Origin of the sequence: Paraburkholderia sp. GAS42 (assembly GCF_050436565.1) — a bacterium.
Classification (GTDB): domain Bacteria; phylum Pseudomonadota; class Gammaproteobacteria; order Burkholderiales; family Burkholderiaceae; genus Paraburkholderia.
The window spans coordinates 136,032-152,171 of sequence record NZ_JBNDML010000009.1 but is presented as its reverse complement, the minus strand read 5'-3'; the positions used below and the strand labels follow the sequence as shown (position 1 = coordinate 152,171).

Below are 16,140 nucleotides of genomic sequence, written 5' to 3'. Positions count from 1 at the left end.
GGTCGTATTGCAAGAACTTCTTATGCTCTGGCCGTATCGAGAGACTTCCGTACGGTGGCTGGTTGTGGTGCTACGGGCGTGCTATCAGCGGCTTCAGCCACGGCAAACGCCATTTGCATGTCACGCATGCGCCTGCGTTCGCGCGACATCATCCATTTGTTGACCGCGATGACGCCGATGGTGACGGCTGTGATGAAGATCGTTGCGAGCGCATTCATCTCCGGGTTTAAGCCCAGACGAACACGTGAGAACACGACGAGCGGCAGCGTCGTCGAGCCCGGGCCGGAAAGAAACGCGGACAGCACGAGGTCGTCAATGGAGAGCGTGAACGACAGCAGCCAGCCCGACATCAGTGCCTGCGAGATCAGCGGTAGCGTGATCAGGAAGAACACCTTGACCGGCGTTGCGCCAAGATCGAGTGCGGCTTCTTCGAGTGAACGGTTCAGTTCCTTGACGCGCGACTGCACGATGATCGCGACGTAGGACACGCACAGCATCACGTGACCGATCCAGATCGTCATCACGCCGCGGCCCTTTGGCCAGCCGAGCATCTGTTCGAGCGCGACGAAGAGCAGCAGCAGCGAAATGCCCTGGATCACTTCGGGAATCACGAGCGGCGCATTGATCATCCCGGTAAAGAGCGTGAAGCCGCGAAAGCGCCCCATCCGGGCGAGCACGAAGCCGGCCCATGTTCCGATCACAACGGAAGCACACGCCGTCATCAAGCCGATCTTCAGCGAGAGCCACGCGGCGGTGAGCAGTTCTCCGTCCTGCAGCAACGCGGCATACCACTTGAGCGAGAAACCGGACCAGACGGTCACGAGCTTCGACTCGTTAAACGAAAACACCACGAGACTGATGATCGGGATATAGAGGAACAGGAACCCGAACGTGAGTACGCTGGCGGAAAGGGGTTTGTTTGGCTTGATCATTTCGTGCCCTCCAGTTCCTTGACCTGGTAGTACTGGAAGACGGCCATCGGCACGAGCAGCAGCAGTACCATCGCGACCGTGACGGCAGACGCCATCGGCCAGTCCATATCGTTGAAGAACTCGTCCCACATCACGCGGCCGATCATCAACGTGTCGGCGCCACCGAGCAGTTCTGGAATCACGTATTCGCCAACCGCGGGAATGAACACGAGCAGGCTGCCCGCGATGATTCCGTTCTTTGACAGGGGCAACGTGATGCGCGTAAAGGCGGTCCACGGCTTTGCGCCGAGGTCGTAAGCCGCTTCGAGCAGCGTCAGGTCCATCTTGACGAGGTGGGCGTATAGCGGCATCACCATGAACGGCAGATACGAATAAACCATGCCGATATAGACACCGATATCCGTGTGATACAGCCGCAGTGGCGAGTGGATGACGCCAAGCGCGATCAGCGTGTGATTGAGCAGACCGTCGTCCTTCAGAATGCCGATCCACGCGTAGACGCGGATCAGAAACGACGTCCAGAAGGGCAGCATCACGCCCATCATCAGCAGGTTGCGCTTATCCGGATCCGAACGCGCGATGTAGTACGCAATCGGAAAGCCGATCAGAAGACAGCAGATTGTCGATACGGCCGCCATCTTGAGCGAGCTGATGTAGGTCGCCGCATACAGGCTGTCCTGCAGCAGGAACGCGTAGTGCCCGAGCTGCATGGCGAAGTGCACGACGCCGTCCTTGACGGTCACGAGTTCCGTATAGGGCGGAATACCCATGCGCAGATCGGCAAAGCTGATCTTGAGCACCAGCACGAACGGCAGCGCAAAGAACACCGTGAGCCACAGGAACGGAATACCGATTACCGTGCTGCGGCCGGACGGCACGAAAGGCGAAACGAGCTTGCGCAACGCGACGAAGCGAAGATTCGCGGAGGCGCCGGCAAGCGGCGCGGAAGAGGTGGGGGCGGGAGTTCTCATTGTGTCAGCACCACGCCGCTTGCAGGCGACCATGAGACGAACACGTCGTCGTTGTAGACCGGCGCACCGTCGTTCATCAGGTACGAGCTGGGAAGATTCGACACGACCGTCTTGCCGCTCGGCAGACGCACGTGGTACAGCGAATAGCTGCCCATGTAGGCCACATCCGATACGACGCCACGCGCCCAGTTGTGCGGCGTGGAAGGCTTGTCGCGCGAAACCCTGACGCGTTCGGGGCGCACGGAGATACCGACCGGCATGCCGAGCGGACCGGTGATGCCGTGGCTCACGTGCATGCGTGCTTCGAGTTCTTCGCTCTCGACGAAGATATGGTCCGGCTCGTCTTCGACGACGAACCCTTCGAACAGGTTGGTCGAGCCGATAAACTCGGCCGAGAAGCGGCTGTTCGGGAATTCGTAGACCTGGCTCGGCGAGCCGATCTGCACGATGCGACCTTCGCTCATTACGGCAAGGCGGCTCGCCATCGTCATCGCTTCTTCCTGATCGTGCGTCACCATCACAACGGTGACACCGACCTTCTCGATGATGTTCACGAGTTCAAGCTGGGTTTTCTGGCGGATTTTCTTGTCGAGCGCGGACATCGGTTCGTCGAGCAGCAGCAGCTTGGGCCGCTTGACGAGCGAGCGCGCGAGCGCCACGCGTTGCTGCTGGCCGCCTGAAAGCTGATGCGGCTTGCGCTGCGCGTATTTGCTCATCTGCACGAGGTGAAGCGCATCGGCGACGCGTTCCTTGATCTCGTTCTTTGGCGTGCCTTCCTGCTTGAGCCCGAACGCGACGTTCGCTTCGACCGACATGTGCGGAAAGAGCGCGTACGACTGGAACATCATGTTCACGGGCCTGCGGTAGGGCGGGAGCGTGGCGAGGTCTTCGCCGTCGACGAAGATCCGGCCCGAGGTGACGGTTTCCAGGCCCGCAAGCATGCGCAGCAGCGTGGACTTGCCGCAGCCGGAACTGCCGAGCAGCGCAAAGAGCTCGTTCTTTGCGATCGTCAGGTTGACGTTGTCGACAGCGGTGCTGTCGCCGAACTTCTTCACGACGTTTTCAATGCGAACGAATTCGTCCTGCTTCGTCTGCGTCGCGACCGAGTTGCGCGCCACCGGAGTGGTGCTAAGTGAGGGCGTCGATTTCATGATGGTGCCATTCGTTGCGGATCGCGGGCGTAAGCGTCCCCGTGCGAGGCACAAAAGCGGCTCACAGGGTATGCAGCGATCGGGAAACATGGGGACTGCGCGTTTAACGGCGCAGGCTGACTGCCGTACTGCGTGCTTCTTTCGGGCAGGGGTCAAGCGACCCCTGCACCGGGGATATCAGCGTGTTGTCAAATCGATTGATTGATCGCGGTTAGTGACCGGTTTTCAGCTGCGCCCAGAGACGGTTTTCAAGGCGCAGGATGTCGGTCGGCATCGGCCTCATCAGCGTCATCTTCGCGAGGACGTCATCCGGCGGGTAGACGGTCTGGTCCTGTGCGACGGACGGGGTCACGAACTGTCGCGCGGCGAGGTTGGCCGTCGGATAGAACACTTCGTTGGTGATTGCGGCGTTGACCTTCGCGTCCGAGATGTAGTTGATCCACTTCATCGCGGCTTCCGGATGCGGTGCATCCTTAGGCACGACCATCACGTCGAACCACAGCAGGCCGCCTTCTTTCACGTTCGAGAATTTGACTTCATACGAGCGCTTCGCTTCCATCGTGCGGCGTCGTGCAATACCGACGTCACCCGACCAGCCGACCACCACACAGACGTCGTTATTGGCGAGGTCGTTGATGTAGCCCGACGAATTGAACTGGGTGATGTACGGGCGGATTTTCTTCAGCACTTCGAAGGCGGCCTGATAGTCGCCTGGGTTGGTGCTGTTCGGATCCTTGTGCATGTATTGCAGCGTGGCTGCGAACACGTCCACGGCCTGATCGAGGAACGACACGCCGCAGCTCTTCAGCTTCGACAGATTGGCCGGATCGAACACGAGCGACCAGCTGTCCACCGGCGCGTTGGCGCCAAGCGCCTTCTGAACTGCCTGCACGTTGTAGCCGATGCCGTCGGTGCCGTAAGCCCAGGGCACACCGTACTGATTACCCGGATCCGCGTCGGCGATCATCTTCATCAGAACCGGATTCAGATTCGACAGATTCGGCATCTTCGATTTGTCGAGCTTCTGGTACACGCCTGCCTGAATCTGCTTGGCCATGTAGTTCGACGTCGGCACGACGATGTCATAGCCGGAACTGCCTGCGAGCAGCTTGGCCTGCAATGTATCGTCGCTGTCATAGTTGTCGTACTTCACGTGGATGCCGGTCTGCTTCTCGAAGTTCGGAATCGTGTCTTTAGCGATGTAGTCCGACCAGTTGTAGACGTTCAGTTCGGTATCGGCCGCCACCGCAGGCGTGGCCGACAATAACGACAGACCCGAAGCGGCGAGAAGCGCGGCCCCCGCGACCGCATGACGAAGATGACAAACGCTCATGGTTTTTTCCCTTTTAAGGTGATGTCCGGCACGAGCGTGTATCCCGACGCACTCATACCGGATTGGACTGCCGTTACAAAAGACCCAGTTGTCGTGCGGTCGCGTCGATGGCTTTTTTGGCCTTCGATACGAGTTCGTCGATTTCTTCCCTCGTGATCACAAGCGGCGGCGACAGGAGCATCCGGTCGCCCGTTGCGCGCATGATCAGGCCGCTGTTGAAACAGAAGTCGCGGCAGATCGTGCCCACGTCGCCGCCGTTTTCGAAACGCTTGCGCGTTTTCGGATCCTGCGCGAGCTGAATGCCAGCCACGAGTCCTGCACCCGAGATGTCGCCGACGATCGGATGATTTGCGAAAGTCTCGCGCAGCAGCTTCTGGAAGTAAGGACCTGTATCGTTCTTGACGCGCTCGATGATCTTGTCGTCGCGCAGCAGTTTCAGGTTCGCGACCGCAACCGCAGCGGCCACCGGATGACCCGAGTAAGTGAGGCCGTGATTAAAGTCGCCGTTTTCGATGATCGCTTTCGCCACGCGGTCATGCAGACCGACGGCGCCCATCGGCACATAACCGCTGGTCAGGCCCTTGGCAAGCGTGATCAGGTCCGGCTCAAAGCCGAAGTGCTGATGAGCGAACCATTCGCCCGTACGACCAAAACCGCCGATCACCTCGTCTGCGACGAGCAGGATGTCGTACTTGCGGCAGATACGCTGGATTTCCGGCCAGTAGGTAGACGGCGGGAAAATCACGCCACCCGCCCCCTGGAAAGGCTCACCGATAAACGCCGCAACGTTCTCCGCGCCGAGTTCGAGAATCTCGGTTTCAAGCTGACGGGCGCGTTCCAGACCGAATTCCTCCGGCGTCATGTCGCCGCCTTCGCCAAACCAGTAAGGCTGGTCGATATGAACGATGTGCTCGACCTGCGAGGGCATCTGCTCATGCATGTAGCCCATGCCGCCAAGCGTGCCGCCTGCGATCGTCGAACCGTGGTAGCCGTTCTTGCGCGAAATCACGTACTTCTTCTGCTTCTTGCCCTGCGTCGCCCAGTAGTGGTGGACGATACGCAGCACGGTGTCGTTACCTTCCGAACCGCTATTGCAGTAAAAGAAGTGATTGAACGGCGCGGGCGCAAGCTCTGCCAGCAACGCGGACAGCTCGATGACCGGCGGATGCGTCGTCTTGAAGAACGTGTTGTAGAACGGCAGTTCCTGCATCTGCTTATATGCAGCGTCTGCAAGCTCGCGTCGGCCGTAGCCCACGTTCACGCACCACAGGCCCGCCATACCGTCGATGATCTTGTTTCCGTCGGAATCCCACAGATAGACGCCTTTTGCTTTCACGATCACGCGGCTACCGGCGCGGTTTAGCGATCCCATATCCGAGAACGGATGGATGTGATGTGCGGCGTCGAGCGCACGATATTCAGCGGTGCTGCGTTGCTGCGAAGCCTGTGCTCCAGCGGCGGGTTGCACGTATGCGACTTCTTCTGTTCTGTAACTCATGTTGCCTCCAGATGCTTGACCGTTGCGATCGACGTCTTAAACGTGCAGCAACAAATGCCTGCGTTCCCACGAACTGATGACGCGGAAGAACGCTTCGTATTCGGTTTCCTTTAGCGCGAGGAACGCTTTCACGAACTTCTCGCCGAGAATTTCGGAGAGCGGTTCGCAGGCTCCCATCAGCGTGAGTCCCTCTTCGAGGTTGCGTGGCAACTGATAGGGCAACTCATAGCCGTCACTCGACAGCGGTTCGGTCGGCGTGAGGCGCTGCGTCATGCCGAGGTAACCGGCAGCAAGCGTGGCCGCGATCGCAAGATACGGATTGCAGTCGACGCCCGGGATGCGGTTCTCGATACGCCGTGCGGCGGGCCCCGAGTGCGGAATGCGGAAACCGACCGTACGGTTGTCGTAACCCCACTGCACGTTGATCGGAGCAGCCATGAAGCGCGACAGGCGGCGATACGAATTGATATACGGCGCAAAGATCGGCATCAGCGCAGGCGTGTACTTCTGCAGGCCGGCGATATAGCCGTCGAACAATGCGGTCGACTTGCCGTCCGGCCCGGTGAAGATGTTCTGGCCAGTCTCTTCGTCGATGATGCTCTGGTGCATGTGCATCGCGGAGCCCGGTTCGCCTTCCATCGGCTTGGCCATGAAGGTTGCGTACATCTTGTGACGCAACGCAGCTTCGCGCACCGTACGCTTGAACAGGAACACGCTGTCGGCGAGTTTGAGCGGGTCGCCGTGCATGAAGTTGATTTCCATCTGCGCGGCGCCGACCTCATGAATCAGCGTATCGACTTCCAGTTCCTGAATGTCGCAATACTCGTAAATGTCTTCGAACAACGGGTCGAACTCGTTCACCGCCTCGATCGAATATGCCTGACGCCCCGTTTCCGGACGACCCGTACGGCCGATAGGCGGTTGCAGCGGCAGATCCGGATCCTTGTTCATGTCGACCAGATAGAACTCGAGTTCCGGTGCGATGACCGGCTTCCAGCCCTTGGCCTTATAGAGTTCGAGCACGCGGCGCAGCACGCGGCGCGGCGAAATTGCAACGGGTGTGCCGTCGAAGTGGACGCAATCGTGGATAACCTGAGCCGTGGGGTCGACCGCCCACGGAATGATGCGGATCGTCGAAGGATCGGGGACGCACACCATGTCGGGATCGGTCACGCCGGTCAGGGTCCCGTCTTCCGGGTACTCGCCTGTCACGGTCTGGATCATGACCGCCTGCGGCAGACGCATGGACTCGCCGGATTCGAACTTGCTTCGCGGAATGATCTTGCCGCGCGCGGTCCCAGCCATGTCGGGAATGATTGCTTCGATCTCGGTGATGCGGTGCTTCTTCAGGAACTCATCGATGTCATGCATGATTTTCTCTCTATTTGTTTGCGCGGCCGGTTGAGCGTTGCCTGCTGCTCAGGTTGCTGCGGCGGATGCCGCTGCAAGACCGGCCTTGATGCGCATTCGATCGCGGCAGGCGGCGCCGAAGGCCTGAAAGATCGCGGTAGAAAGCGCGTCGTCCGCGTGCTTCCACTCCGGGTGCCATTGCACACCCAGCGCAAACGCGCGCGCCTCCTTGACGCTCATCGCTTCGATCAATCCATCAGACGCGACAGCTTCGGCCGTAAGACCGACGCCCAGCCGCTCGACGCCTTGCCCATGCAATGAATTCACTCGTGCCTCATTCGCGCCGGATGCGAGGCGCTGTAACAGGCCGCCTTTTGTCAGACGGATCGAATGGGACGGTGCGTATTGCAGGGCAAGCTCGTCGTCTTTGTTCTCGCGGTGGTCGTTGAGACCGTCCACTGCGTGAACGCTTTGATGCAGCGTCCCGCCAAACACGACGTTCATTTCCTGAAAGCCACGGCAGATGGCCAGAACCGGCACGCCGGCTTCGATAGCAGCGCGCATCAACGGCAACGTCGTCGCATCGCGTGCGGCGTCGTGCAGCGTGCCAGGCGCGCTGGTATCGCCGCCATAGTGATGTGGCTCGACGTTGGAATAGCTGCCTGTGAAAAGCAGTCCGTCGACGGTGGCCAGTACATCGCTGAAGGCCTGGCGCGTGCCGAGCGCCGGCAGAAGCAGGGCCAGCGCGTCCGATCCATCTACGATCGCGGCGATGTACTTCTCGCCGGTCACATGCGACGGGTGCGAGCCCATCATGGTTCTGTCGGCGATAATGCCGACGAGTGGCCTGGTTTGCATGACTAACAGTGTGCTGACAGTCGTGTTTCGGGTTACCGCGGGACGCGGCGAAAACAACGTTGAGCAGGCGCGGCACGATTCCGCAGCCGTGCGCAGAGCGCAAAGCCGCTGGTAGTACATGGGGCGACGGTCGTGAGCGGACCGCGCCGCGCGTGTCATTCAGGAAACCGTTCGATCCGGTTCGTTGCGAAGGGCGGCAGGCGCAGACGATGCAGATTGCGCGGGCGACACCCGGCCGAACGCGAGCCAATGCCACGAGAGCAAAACCCGCTGACGCGAACGAATGAATCGAACGATTAAATGCAGAGAGGCGCTACGGCAGCAGCGACGCGACTTCGTCGGTGCGAACTGCGATAAATGCGCGTGCGGAGATAGCGTTGTGACGTCGAACTGAACGGCGGGAAAGGATCGTGAAGACGGACAGAAAACGGCGAAGCGTGGACCTGCCGTTGCTGCCGTCGGCGATGGTACGGTCAGCGCGAGAAACTCTCGCACGCTGACTTCGATCCCACCTCACCAAAGGGCCTCGGACTCTCACGATTACACTCGACTGGACGGCGTTGAAATTATTGAACGCCTTGCTCTATCAAACCCAACAGCGTTTAAAGAAACAGGACGCCGGTCATTCGTGCAAGCAGTTGCGAACCGTAGTTCGCGGGTTGGCGGCCCACCTCGTTGTGGCCCGTAACACCTGCATGACGCTGACCTCTAGTTCAGGATATACGAGCCAATATCGGCGTCAAATCATTTTTAAAAAAGCTTCATGAGGGCTTTCCCTGAGTCGTGTGCAAAAGTGCATCTATCGGGAATGTGTCCTGCTAAAAGTATTATTTCGAATTCCTTTCAGGGTTTTCCCGAGCAGCGCTGGCATTAAAGTGATTAGAATATTCAACACTCGCGCTGACCTTCCATCCCTGTTTCGAGAGCCGATCGATGTCCATCGAAGTTGCAACCCGTCTTCAGTACATCCGCAAGAAGAATGGCCTCTCTCAGCGCGAGCTCGCAAAGCGCGCGGGTGTCACGAACGGAACGATCTCGCTGATCGAGCAGAACCGTGTGAGCCCTTCGGTTGGATCGCTGAAGAAACTGCTCGAATCCATACCGATGAGTCTCGCTGAGTTCTTCACGTTCGAACTCGAAGAGGACCGGTCGGTCGTCTCGCGTCGCGCGGAGATGCCGAACCTCGGTAATGAGGCGATCGAGTTTTATCTGGCGGGCTCGAGCGTGAAGGATCGCAACATGTGCATCATGCGCGAGGTCTATCAGCCGCTTGCCGATACGGGCACTGAAATGCTTCAGCACAGCGGGCATGAGGGCGGCGTGGTGGTCAGCGGCCAGCTTGAATTGACGGTCGACGGCACTACGTGGCTGCTCGACCCCGGCGACAGTTACTACTTCGAGAGCCGTCTCCCGCATCGTTTTCGCAATCCAGGCGCGAAGCAGATCTGCGAGGTCGTTTCAGCGAATTCCCCTCCCAGCTTCTGACGCCACGTCAACGCGTTCCGGCGTTTGCGATACGTTCGTTTCCACGCAACGTATCGAACGTCGGAACGCTCAACATTGAGGCATCCTGATGGACAAGAAGTCGTTTGCTTACTGGAAAGACAAAGCCGCAACGCTCTCGATCGAGGGCCGCGCGTTTATCGATGGCGAATATCGTCATGCATTGTCCGGTCGCACGTTTGACTGCGTGAGCCCGATCGATGGCAAGGTGCTCGCCAAAGTCGCGGATAGCGCGGCTGCGGACGTCGATGCAGCAGTCGCGGCAGCGCGGCGTGCATTCGATGCGCGCGTGTGGGCCGGGCTGAATCCGCGTGCACGCAAGGCGATCCTCTTGCGCTGGGCCGCATTGATGCGCGAGCATCTCGATGAGCTTTCGCTGCTGGAAACGCTCGATGCCGGCAAGCCCATTGGCGACACGACCACGGTCGATGTTCCGGGCGCCGCGTATTGCGTCGAGTGGTTCGCCGAGGCGATCGACAAAACGGGTGGCGAAGTGGTGCCGGGCGATCACCATCTCGTCGGCCTCGTGACGCGCGAGCCGATCGGCGTCGTCGCTGCTGTCGTGCCATGGAATTTTCCGATCCTGATGGCGTCCTGGAAGTTCGGTCCTGCGCTGGCAGCGGGCAACAGTGTTGTGCTGAAGCCTTCGGAAAAATCGCCGTTAACGGCCATCCGCCTTGCACAACTCGCGCTCGATGCAGGTATTCCTGCGGGCGTGTTCAATGTCGTACCGGGTGGTGGCGAGCCGGGCAAGCAGCTCGCGCTGCACCAGGACGTCGACTGTCTCGCGTTCACCGGTTCGACGAACGTCGGCAAGCTGATCATGCAGTACGCGGGCCAGTCGAACCTGAAGCGCGTGTGGCTTGAGCTTGGCGGAAAGTCGCCGAACATCGTCATGCCGGATTGTCCGGATATGGATCGTGCAGCCAATGCTGCTGCCGGCGCGATTTTCTACAACATGGGCGAGATGTGTACGGCCGGCTCGCGGCTGCTCGTGCATCGCGACATCAAGGACGTGTTCCTCGACAAACTGGTTGCGGCCGCAAGGGGTTACAAACCGGGCAATCCGCTCGATCCGGCGACGTCGATGGGTGCCATCGTCGACGAGGTCCAGCTCGAACGTGTGCTGGGCTATATCGAAGCAGGGCGTGCTGAAGCAAAGCTCCTGCTTGGCGGTGCACGTGTGGAAGCGGAAGCCGGCGGCTTTTACATCGAGCCGACAATCTTCGATACGCGGCCCGATTCGCGCATCGCACGCGAAGAGATTTTTGGCCCGGTGCTATCGGTCATCACGTTCGACACCGTCGAGGAAGCTATCAGCATCGCCAATGACAGCGACTATGGCCTCGCCGCTGCTGTCTGGACCTCCAACCTGACGACGGCGCACGAAGTTGCACGCAGCCTGCGTGCGGGCACTGTGTGGGTCAACTGCTACGACGAGGGAGGTGACATGAACTTCCCGTTTGGCGGCTACAAACAATCGGGCAACGGCCGCGACAAGTCGTTGCACGCACTGGAGAAGTACACCGAGTTGAAGTCCACCTTGGTTCGGCTGCGCTAAAGGATTCGCAAGCCAGCGCGGCGCGCACACTGCGTGCGCTGCCGCGTTCCCAATGAATCCGACGCCGGAAGCGCGCGCACAACCCGGAAACTCCGCGTGCGTTGACGGCATGTTCCATCAGGTCATCCGATGACTGAAGTCCTTTATGGCGACGGCGCGATCCGTCGTCCGTCCCTTTACGGTTCATCGATCGAAAACACTTACGCGGGCGTGCTGTCGTTCATGCGACGCAAATACACGCGCGAACTCGATGGCGTCGATGTCGTCGTGTCGGGTGTTCCGCTCGATGTCGCGACAACGTTTCGCTCAGGCGCACGGCTTGGCCCTTCAGCGGTACGCGCGGCAAGCGTGCAACTCGCCGAGCTGCATCCTTACCCGTGGGGCTTTAACCCGTTCGACCATCTTGCTGTTACCGACTATGGCGACTGCTGGTTCGACGCGCACAATCCGCTGTCGATCAAGCCCGCCATCATCGAACACGCCCGCACGATCCTGCGCTCCGAAGCCAGGATGCTGACTTTCGGTGGCGATCACTACATCACGTATCCGTTGCTGATCGCGCACGTCGAGAAATACGGCAAGCCGCTTTCATTGATCCACTTCGATGCGCACTGCGACACCTGGGCCGACGACAATCCCGACAGCCTGAATCACGGCACGATGTTCTACAAGGCGGTGAAAGAAGGCCTGATCGATCCGAAAACCTCGGTGCAGATCGGCATCCGCACCTGGAACGAGGATTTTCTGGGCATGAATATCCTCGATGCAGCGTGGGTGCATGAGCATGGTCCGCGCGCTGCAGTCGAGCGTATTGTGTCGATCGTCGGTGATCGGCCCACGTATTTGACGTTCGATATCGACTGCCTTGACCCGGCGTTTGCACCGGGAACGGGCACGCCGGTTGCGGGCGGACTGTCATCCGCGCAGGGTCTCGCGATCGTGCGCGGTCTCGGCGCGGTGAATATCGTAGGCGCAGACGTGGTGGAAGTCTCGCCGGCCTATGACCAGAGCGAGATCACGGCGCTCGCGGCGGCGCATATCGCGTGCGATCTTTTGTGCATGTGGCGGCAACGCAAGATGAAGGCTTCCCGCTAAAGTAGAGGCATCACAGGTCGGCTCAGCCTGCGGATGGCGATTGTGCAGGCTGACGCCGACCTTGCCAGATACCCAGCGCATAGACGGCCAGCGCGCCGCTGGTGATTGCAAGCTGCCACATCAAACTGTCGCTGCCAAGCGCCTGCATGACAACGCCCGCCACCAGCGGCCCGGCGATCGAACTCGCGGTAAAGGCGAGCGAAACCAGCCGCATGCTGCGGGCGAGCGTCGCGGTATCACCCGCCGCAACCGCATACATGCTTAGCGTGAGAAGCGCGGTGCTCATGCCGCCAAGCAGGATCGCGCAAATCAGCTGCGACGCGGACGACGGCGCGGCAAAGCCAAACGCAATGATGGCCAGCGTATCGGCAGCGCCGAACGCGATCACCGATGCGGTCAGGCCTGCGCGATCGGCGAGCCATCCAACCGGATACTGGAATGCCATTGCGCCGACGCCAAAGAGCATGAGCAGGGTTGCCGTCTGCGTGTTACCCAGTCCACGTCCCGCCGCGAAGAGTGGAAACAGCCCATAGAGTGTGCCATCGCTCAGACCCGCGACCACACCGACCAGCATGCCAAACGAAACGAGCGTGCCGATGCGTGCCGAGGGCTTGTCTGCGAGACGCGGCACTGCCTTTTGTGCTGACGCAGACGACCATGCACTTCCCGTCAGGCAAAGCGGAATGGCAGCGGCGCATGTGAAGGCCGCGCCCGCAATAAACGTCATACGTCCATCGACGCCGCACCATGCCGCGAATGCCGGCGCGATGACACCGGCAGTTGCGATCAGCGTTTCATGAAAACCGACGACACGTCCACTCGATTCGGCCGGCACCAGGCTGTAGAGCCATGTTTCGTTGGCGATCCAGCGCAGGCCGATGCCGAAGCCGATCAGTGCGCCCGGCGCCATCCACAACGGCCAGCTCAGCATACCCATCGTGGCGAATGCGACGATGCTCGAAGCAAGGCCGGTGAGTACCGTCGATCGCGGGCCAAACCGCTCAACGAGCGGAGGAGCCGCAAGCAGGCCGGCCAGAATGCCTGCCCATTGCGCGGCCGAGAACAGCCCGGCGCGCGGCGCGTCGATTCCTTGATGCACGAGCCATACCGGCAGCACGATAAAGCCCATGCCGAACTGGCCGATCTGCGAGAGCATCGACACGACATTGAGCGCAGCGATGGCGCGCCATGGCGTGGTCTGACGCAAGGTCACGATTGACTCCGCGCAGGCATCGGTAAGCCCAGGTCGCGACATTCGACTGGGCACCCTGCCTTGAGGCAAGGACCGTCGTCGCACAGGCGACACAACTGCATGGCGTGCGACGCGTCGCGGGTTTCGTGCCAGAGAATCTTGATGAGAAGGTCTTCGAAGATCTGGCGCTCGTTATCTTCAAGCCGGCCCACAATACGCTTCAGCACGCGTTCGCGCACAAGCCGCAAGCGATTTGCCTCGCGTTTACCTGTGGACGTGAGGGCAAGCGCGACGGACCGTTTATCAGGCCCCGGTTTCTTGTCAACGAGACCCGCGTCGACAAGGCCGGCAACCGCGCGCACCGCAGCCGGGTGCGAAAGCTCAACGGCATCGCGCAGCAACTCGATCGACGAATCCGGATACATGCCGATCGCATTGAGCATCGCGCGGGACGTGGGGCCGGCTAGCGCCTCATGAGCGTCCTGAGCATTCATTTCGTCAGTGACGAGAAGGGCAAGTACGCCCAGCAGATTCTCTGTGCGCTGCGTCATGAAAGCACCTCGATATGTGCGTCGTGCATATATGCAGTATGCACACATCGAAGTGGAAATTCAAGGTTCGGCTGCTAATTTTGCGCAGGCGTTAATCGAGGCGCGTGGTGAGACTTGCCATGACGTACGAAGCATGTCGAAAATCGCGGATCGAAACGATGTGATCGTCGGCCCAGTCGAGCAGGATGATATAGGCGACGGGCGTGGCTGAGATTTCCGGATCGCACGCCAGCAGGGCCGGATAGTTCTCTGCCCAGCCAGGGATCAACCGGCAGCCATGAACCTGCTGGTAGCGCGTGAAATAGACCGAGACATCCTTGCGACCCCTGAGGCGGGTCCTGCTCACGAGATCGAGGCGTACTTCTTCGGAAAGCAGATCGCGCAGTGCGTCAAAGTCGCGGGCATTGAAACGGTCCGCGTATGCACGCAGTCGCTCGCGGTCCACTGAAGCAAGCGGGGGCGGCGGGTTGGCCGGGGCATCCACGAGTTCGCGAAGCCGGATCCGCCCCCGGTGCAGGCCGGCCTTGACCGCCGGCACGCTAACGCCAAGGATATGCGCGGTTTCCGTAAGCGAGTAGCCGAGCACATCGACGAGCACCACACTTGATCGCTCGATCACGGATAGATGCAGAAAGGCCGCCAGGCTGGCCGTCGCCACCACTCGCGCATCGGCGTGTGCGCTGTGATCTACCGGTTCGGGAAGCAGATCATCAAGCGGCTCCAGTCCGTGCCGTTTGCGGCGGCGCAGCGCGTCCAGCGCGGCATTGTGGGCGATGCGCAGGAGCCAGCTTTCCGGGCGTTCGATTTCTCCCGTGACGGGAAACGCCGCTACCGCACTGGCGAGCGCGTCCTGAACGATGTCTTCGCCCTCGAACGGCGATCCGATCATGCGAGTGCAATAGCGGTGCAGACGCGGCCGCATCGCTTCCATCAGTTGGGTTAATCCGTCCAGATCCAAGGCGTCGGGCTCCCTTTGGCGCTACCGGTCAATATCGAATAGACGTTTGATGTGAGTGGAAGGATGCGCCTCACAGAAAATTTTTCGTGACCGGGCATCCTTCGATACGTGACGGTCGTCTGTCTGATAGACGGCGCATATCTGTGCCGCCCATCATGACAGGAGAAAGACCATGCAACGTATCGCTCTGGTGCGCTATGTCGTCAAACCGGAAAAGGGGGCAGAAAACGAGGCGCTAGCGCGCGCGGTGTTTGACGCGCTCCGGGCTTCGGCGCCTGAACACCTTGCCTATGCATTGTTCAGGAAGGATCTGGAATTCGTGCATGTCTTCGTGAATCTTGGCGCGGACGATTCCACCGCGGTCACAGAGCTTCCAGCGTTCAAGGCGTATTCGAAAGATATCGCCGCGCGTTGCGAAGCGCCAGCGGAGGTCACGCGTTTTAGTCTCTCGCTGGTGGATTCTTATGGGGTGGCCAGTTAAGCCGTCTGCGAGGAGTTCACCGCTTCGGCTGACGTGGCGGCGTCAGCGTGAAGGATGCAGAACCAGGGCGAAGCCTTTACGCAAGCGCCACCCGTATCACGACGAAGTCATCTGTCCTGGCCCACATCCCCTTTCAGGACTTAGCCTTCGCAAGAATCGCTGGCGTATCAGGCGCGCCCATCTTGTTCGCCGCATCCAGCGGCGTAAACCCGCCGGCATCGCGCGCGTTGGGGTTAGCACCGTTTGCGATCAGCAGATCGACGATCTCCGTGCGATTGAACATCGCGGCGATCATGAGCGCCGTGCGGCCATCGGGCGAGGCGCCTTCGACATCCGCACCATGAGCGAGCAACGTTTCGACAACGCCTTTGAACCCTTTGAACGCCGCGCCCGCAATCGGTGTCTGCCCGTTGTCGTTACGCAGATTCGGGTCCGCGCCGCGTTCCGCGAGCGTGCGCACCGCGTCGACGTGGCCGTGATACGCCGCGAGCATCAGCAGGCTGTCGCCTTTCTCATTGCGAAGATTCGGCGGCACGCCTTTCTCAATGACAACGGCGAGCGTGGCCGCGTCGCCGCGTCGCGCGAGTTCGAAGACTTCGCGCGCCACCTCGATGAGGTCAGGATCAACTTCAGTAGAAGGCTGCGGTGTTGCGGATGGGTTGCGGTGATCAGTCAAAGTGGGCTCCTTCCGTTGCGACCCGCCGTC

16 protein-coding genes are annotated in these 16,140 nt (G+C 60.2%); 4 read left to right on the top strand and 12 right to left on the bottom strand.

Annotated elements, in window-relative coordinates; all coding sequences use genetic code 11:
- Positions 1-20: 20 nt before the first annotated feature.
- The 8 genes from P3T16_RS15640 to P3T16_RS15605 form a co-directional block, all read right to left on the bottom strand.
- The gene (locus P3T16_RS15640; RefSeq protein ID WP_429255872.1) at positions 21-932 is read right to left on the bottom strand and encodes an ABC transporter permease subunit; all 912 of its coding nucleotides are present in this window, start codon (positions 930-932) and stop codon (positions 21-23) included.
- A complete protein-coding gene (locus P3T16_RS15635; protein WP_429255871.1) occupies positions 929-1,903 on the bottom strand; it encodes an ABC transporter permease subunit in 975 nt (324 codons plus the stop codon). Before P3T16_RS15635 ends, P3T16_RS15640 begins: the two co-directional genes overlap by 4 nt.
- Positions 1,900-3,054, bottom strand: coding sequence for an ABC transporter ATP-binding protein (locus P3T16_RS15630; RefSeq protein ID WP_429255870.1), 1,155 nt, complete (start codon positions 3,052-3,054; stop codon positions 1,900-1,902). The genes P3T16_RS15635 and P3T16_RS15630 overlap by 4 nt, the downstream gene beginning before the upstream one ends.
- 211 nt (positions 3,055-3,265) lie before the next feature.
- A complete protein-coding gene (locus P3T16_RS15625; RefSeq protein ID WP_429255869.1) occupies positions 3,266-4,387 on the bottom strand; it encodes a polyamine ABC transporter substrate-binding protein in 1,122 nt (373 codons plus the stop codon).
- A 73-nt stretch (positions 4,388-4,460) separates the two neighbouring features.
- Positions 4,461-5,885: an aspartate aminotransferase family protein gene (locus P3T16_RS15620; RefSeq protein ID WP_429342955.1), complete on the bottom strand. Its 1,425-nt coding sequence runs from the start codon at positions 5,883-5,885 to the stop codon at positions 4,461-4,463.
- A 36-nt stretch (positions 5,886-5,921) separates the two neighbouring features.
- Positions 5,922-7,256 (bottom strand): glutamine synthetase family protein, encoded by a 1,335-nt coding sequence (locus P3T16_RS15615; protein WP_429255867.1) that lies wholly within the window; start codon positions 7,254-7,256, stop codon positions 5,922-5,924.
- A gap of 48 nt (positions 7,257-7,304) precedes the next feature.
- Positions 7,305-8,093 (bottom strand): gamma-glutamyl-gamma-aminobutyrate hydrolase family protein, encoded by a 789-nt coding sequence (locus P3T16_RS15610; protein ID WP_429342954.1) that lies wholly within the window; start codon positions 8,091-8,093, stop codon positions 7,305-7,307.
- Positions 8,094-8,406: 313 nt separating this feature from the next.
- On the bottom strand, positions 8,407-8,613 hold the full coding sequence (locus tag P3T16_RS15605; protein WP_429255936.1) for a hypothetical protein: 207 nt from the start codon (positions 8,611-8,613) through the stop codon (positions 8,407-8,409).
- Positions 8,614-9,026: 413 nt separating this feature from the next.
- Here P3T16_RS15605 and P3T16_RS15600 point away from each other — a divergent pair, with 413 nt between their 5' ends.
- From P3T16_RS15600 to speB, 3 genes are all read left to right on the top strand, one after another.
- Positions 9,027-9,578 (top strand): cupin domain-containing protein, encoded by a 552-nt coding sequence (locus P3T16_RS15600; RefSeq protein ID WP_429255865.1) that lies wholly within the window; start codon positions 9,027-9,029, stop codon positions 9,576-9,578.
- A gap of 88 nt (positions 9,579-9,666) precedes the next feature.
- A complete protein-coding gene (locus tag P3T16_RS15595) occupies positions 9,667-11,157 on the top strand; it encodes an aldehyde dehydrogenase (protein WP_429255864.1) in 1,491 nt (496 codons plus the stop codon).
- A gap of 129 nt (positions 11,158-11,286) precedes the next feature.
- The gene (gene speB, locus P3T16_RS15590) at positions 11,287-12,252 is read left to right on the top strand and encodes an agmatinase (protein WP_429342953.1); all 966 of its coding nucleotides are present in this window, start codon (positions 11,287-11,289) and stop codon (positions 12,250-12,252) included.
- A gap of 22 nt (positions 12,253-12,274) precedes the next feature.
- Here the strand turns inward: speB and P3T16_RS15585 are convergent, their stop codons facing one another.
- The 3 genes from P3T16_RS15585 to P3T16_RS15575 all read right to left on the bottom strand — a co-directional run bounded on the left by P3T16_RS15585 (position 12,275) and on the right by P3T16_RS15575 (position 14,953).
- Positions 12,275-13,465, bottom strand: coding sequence for an MFS transporter (locus P3T16_RS15585; RefSeq protein ID WP_429342952.1), 1,191 nt, complete (start codon positions 13,463-13,465; stop codon positions 12,275-12,277).
- Positions 13,462-13,995 carry a MarR family winged helix-turn-helix transcriptional regulator gene (locus tag P3T16_RS15580; protein ID WP_429342951.1) on the bottom strand — a complete coding sequence of 178 codons (534 nt, stop codon included), beginning with the start codon at positions 13,993-13,995 and terminating at the stop codon, positions 13,462-13,464. The genes P3T16_RS15585 and P3T16_RS15580 overlap by 4 nt, the downstream gene beginning before the upstream one ends.
- A gap of 91 nt (positions 13,996-14,086) precedes the next feature.
- Positions 14,087-14,953: a sigma-70 family RNA polymerase sigma factor gene (locus tag P3T16_RS15575; protein WP_429342950.1), complete on the bottom strand. Its 867-nt coding sequence runs from the start codon at positions 14,951-14,953 to the stop codon at positions 14,087-14,089.
- Between the two features lie 172 nt (positions 14,954-15,125).
- Between P3T16_RS15575 and P3T16_RS15570 the strand changes: the two genes are divergently transcribed.
- Entirely contained in the window at positions 15,126-15,434 is a 309-nt protein-coding gene (locus tag P3T16_RS15570) for a hypothetical protein (protein WP_429342949.1), read from the top strand.
- Between the two features lie 133 nt (positions 15,435-15,567).
- Here the strand turns inward: P3T16_RS15570 and P3T16_RS15565 are convergent, their stop codons facing one another.
- On the bottom strand, positions 15,568-16,110 hold the full coding sequence (locus P3T16_RS15565) for an ankyrin repeat domain-containing protein (RefSeq protein ID WP_429342948.1): 543 nt from the start codon (positions 16,108-16,110) through the stop codon (positions 15,568-15,570).
- Between the last annotated feature and the right edge of the window lie 30 nt (positions 16,111-16,140).

Excerpts from the sequence above, each read along its gene's own strand:
- P3T16_RS15635 (WP_429255871.1), bottom strand. The coding sequence starts at position 1,903 with ATGAGAACTCCCGCCCCCACCTCTTCCGCGCCGCTTGCCGGCGCCTCC.
- P3T16_RS15610 (WP_429342954.1), bottom strand. The coding sequence starts at position 8,093 with ATGCAAACCAGGCCACTCGTCGGCATTATCGCCGACAGAACCATGATG.
- P3T16_RS15640 (WP_429255872.1), bottom strand. The coding sequence starts at position 932 with ATGATCAAGCCAAACAAACCCCTTTCCGCCAGCGTACTCACGTTCGGG.
- P3T16_RS15600 (WP_429255865.1), top strand. The coding sequence starts at position 9,027 with ATGTCCATCGAAGTTGCAACCCGTCTTCAGTACATCCGCAAGAAGAAT.
- P3T16_RS15595 (WP_429255864.1), top strand. The coding sequence starts at position 9,667 with ATGGACAAGAAGTCGTTTGCTTACTGGAAAGACAAAGCCGCAACGCTC.
- P3T16_RS15620 (WP_429342955.1), bottom strand. The coding sequence starts at position 5,885 with ATGAGTTACAGAACAGAAGAAGTCGCATACGTGCAACCCGCCGCTGGA.
- P3T16_RS15630 (WP_429255870.1), bottom strand. The coding sequence starts at position 3,054 with ATGAAATCGACGCCCTCACTTAGCACCACTCCGGTGGCGCGCAACTCG.
- P3T16_RS15625 (WP_429255869.1), bottom strand. The coding sequence starts at position 4,387 with ATGAGCGTTTGTCATCTTCGTCATGCGGTCGCGGGGGCCGCGCTTCTC.
- P3T16_RS15570 (WP_429342949.1), top strand. The coding sequence starts at position 15,126 with ATGCAACGTATCGCTCTGGTGCGCTATGTCGTCAAACCGGAAAAGGGG.
- P3T16_RS15580 (WP_429342951.1), bottom strand. The coding sequence starts at position 13,995 with ATGACGCAGCGCACAGAGAATCTGCTGGGCGTACTTGCCCTTCTCGTC.
- P3T16_RS15615 (WP_429255867.1), bottom strand. The coding sequence starts at position 7,256 with ATGCATGACATCGATGAGTTCCTGAAGAAGCACCGCATCACCGAGATC.
- speB (WP_429342953.1), top strand. The coding sequence starts at position 11,287 with ATGACTGAAGTCCTTTATGGCGACGGCGCGATCCGTCGTCCGTCCCTT.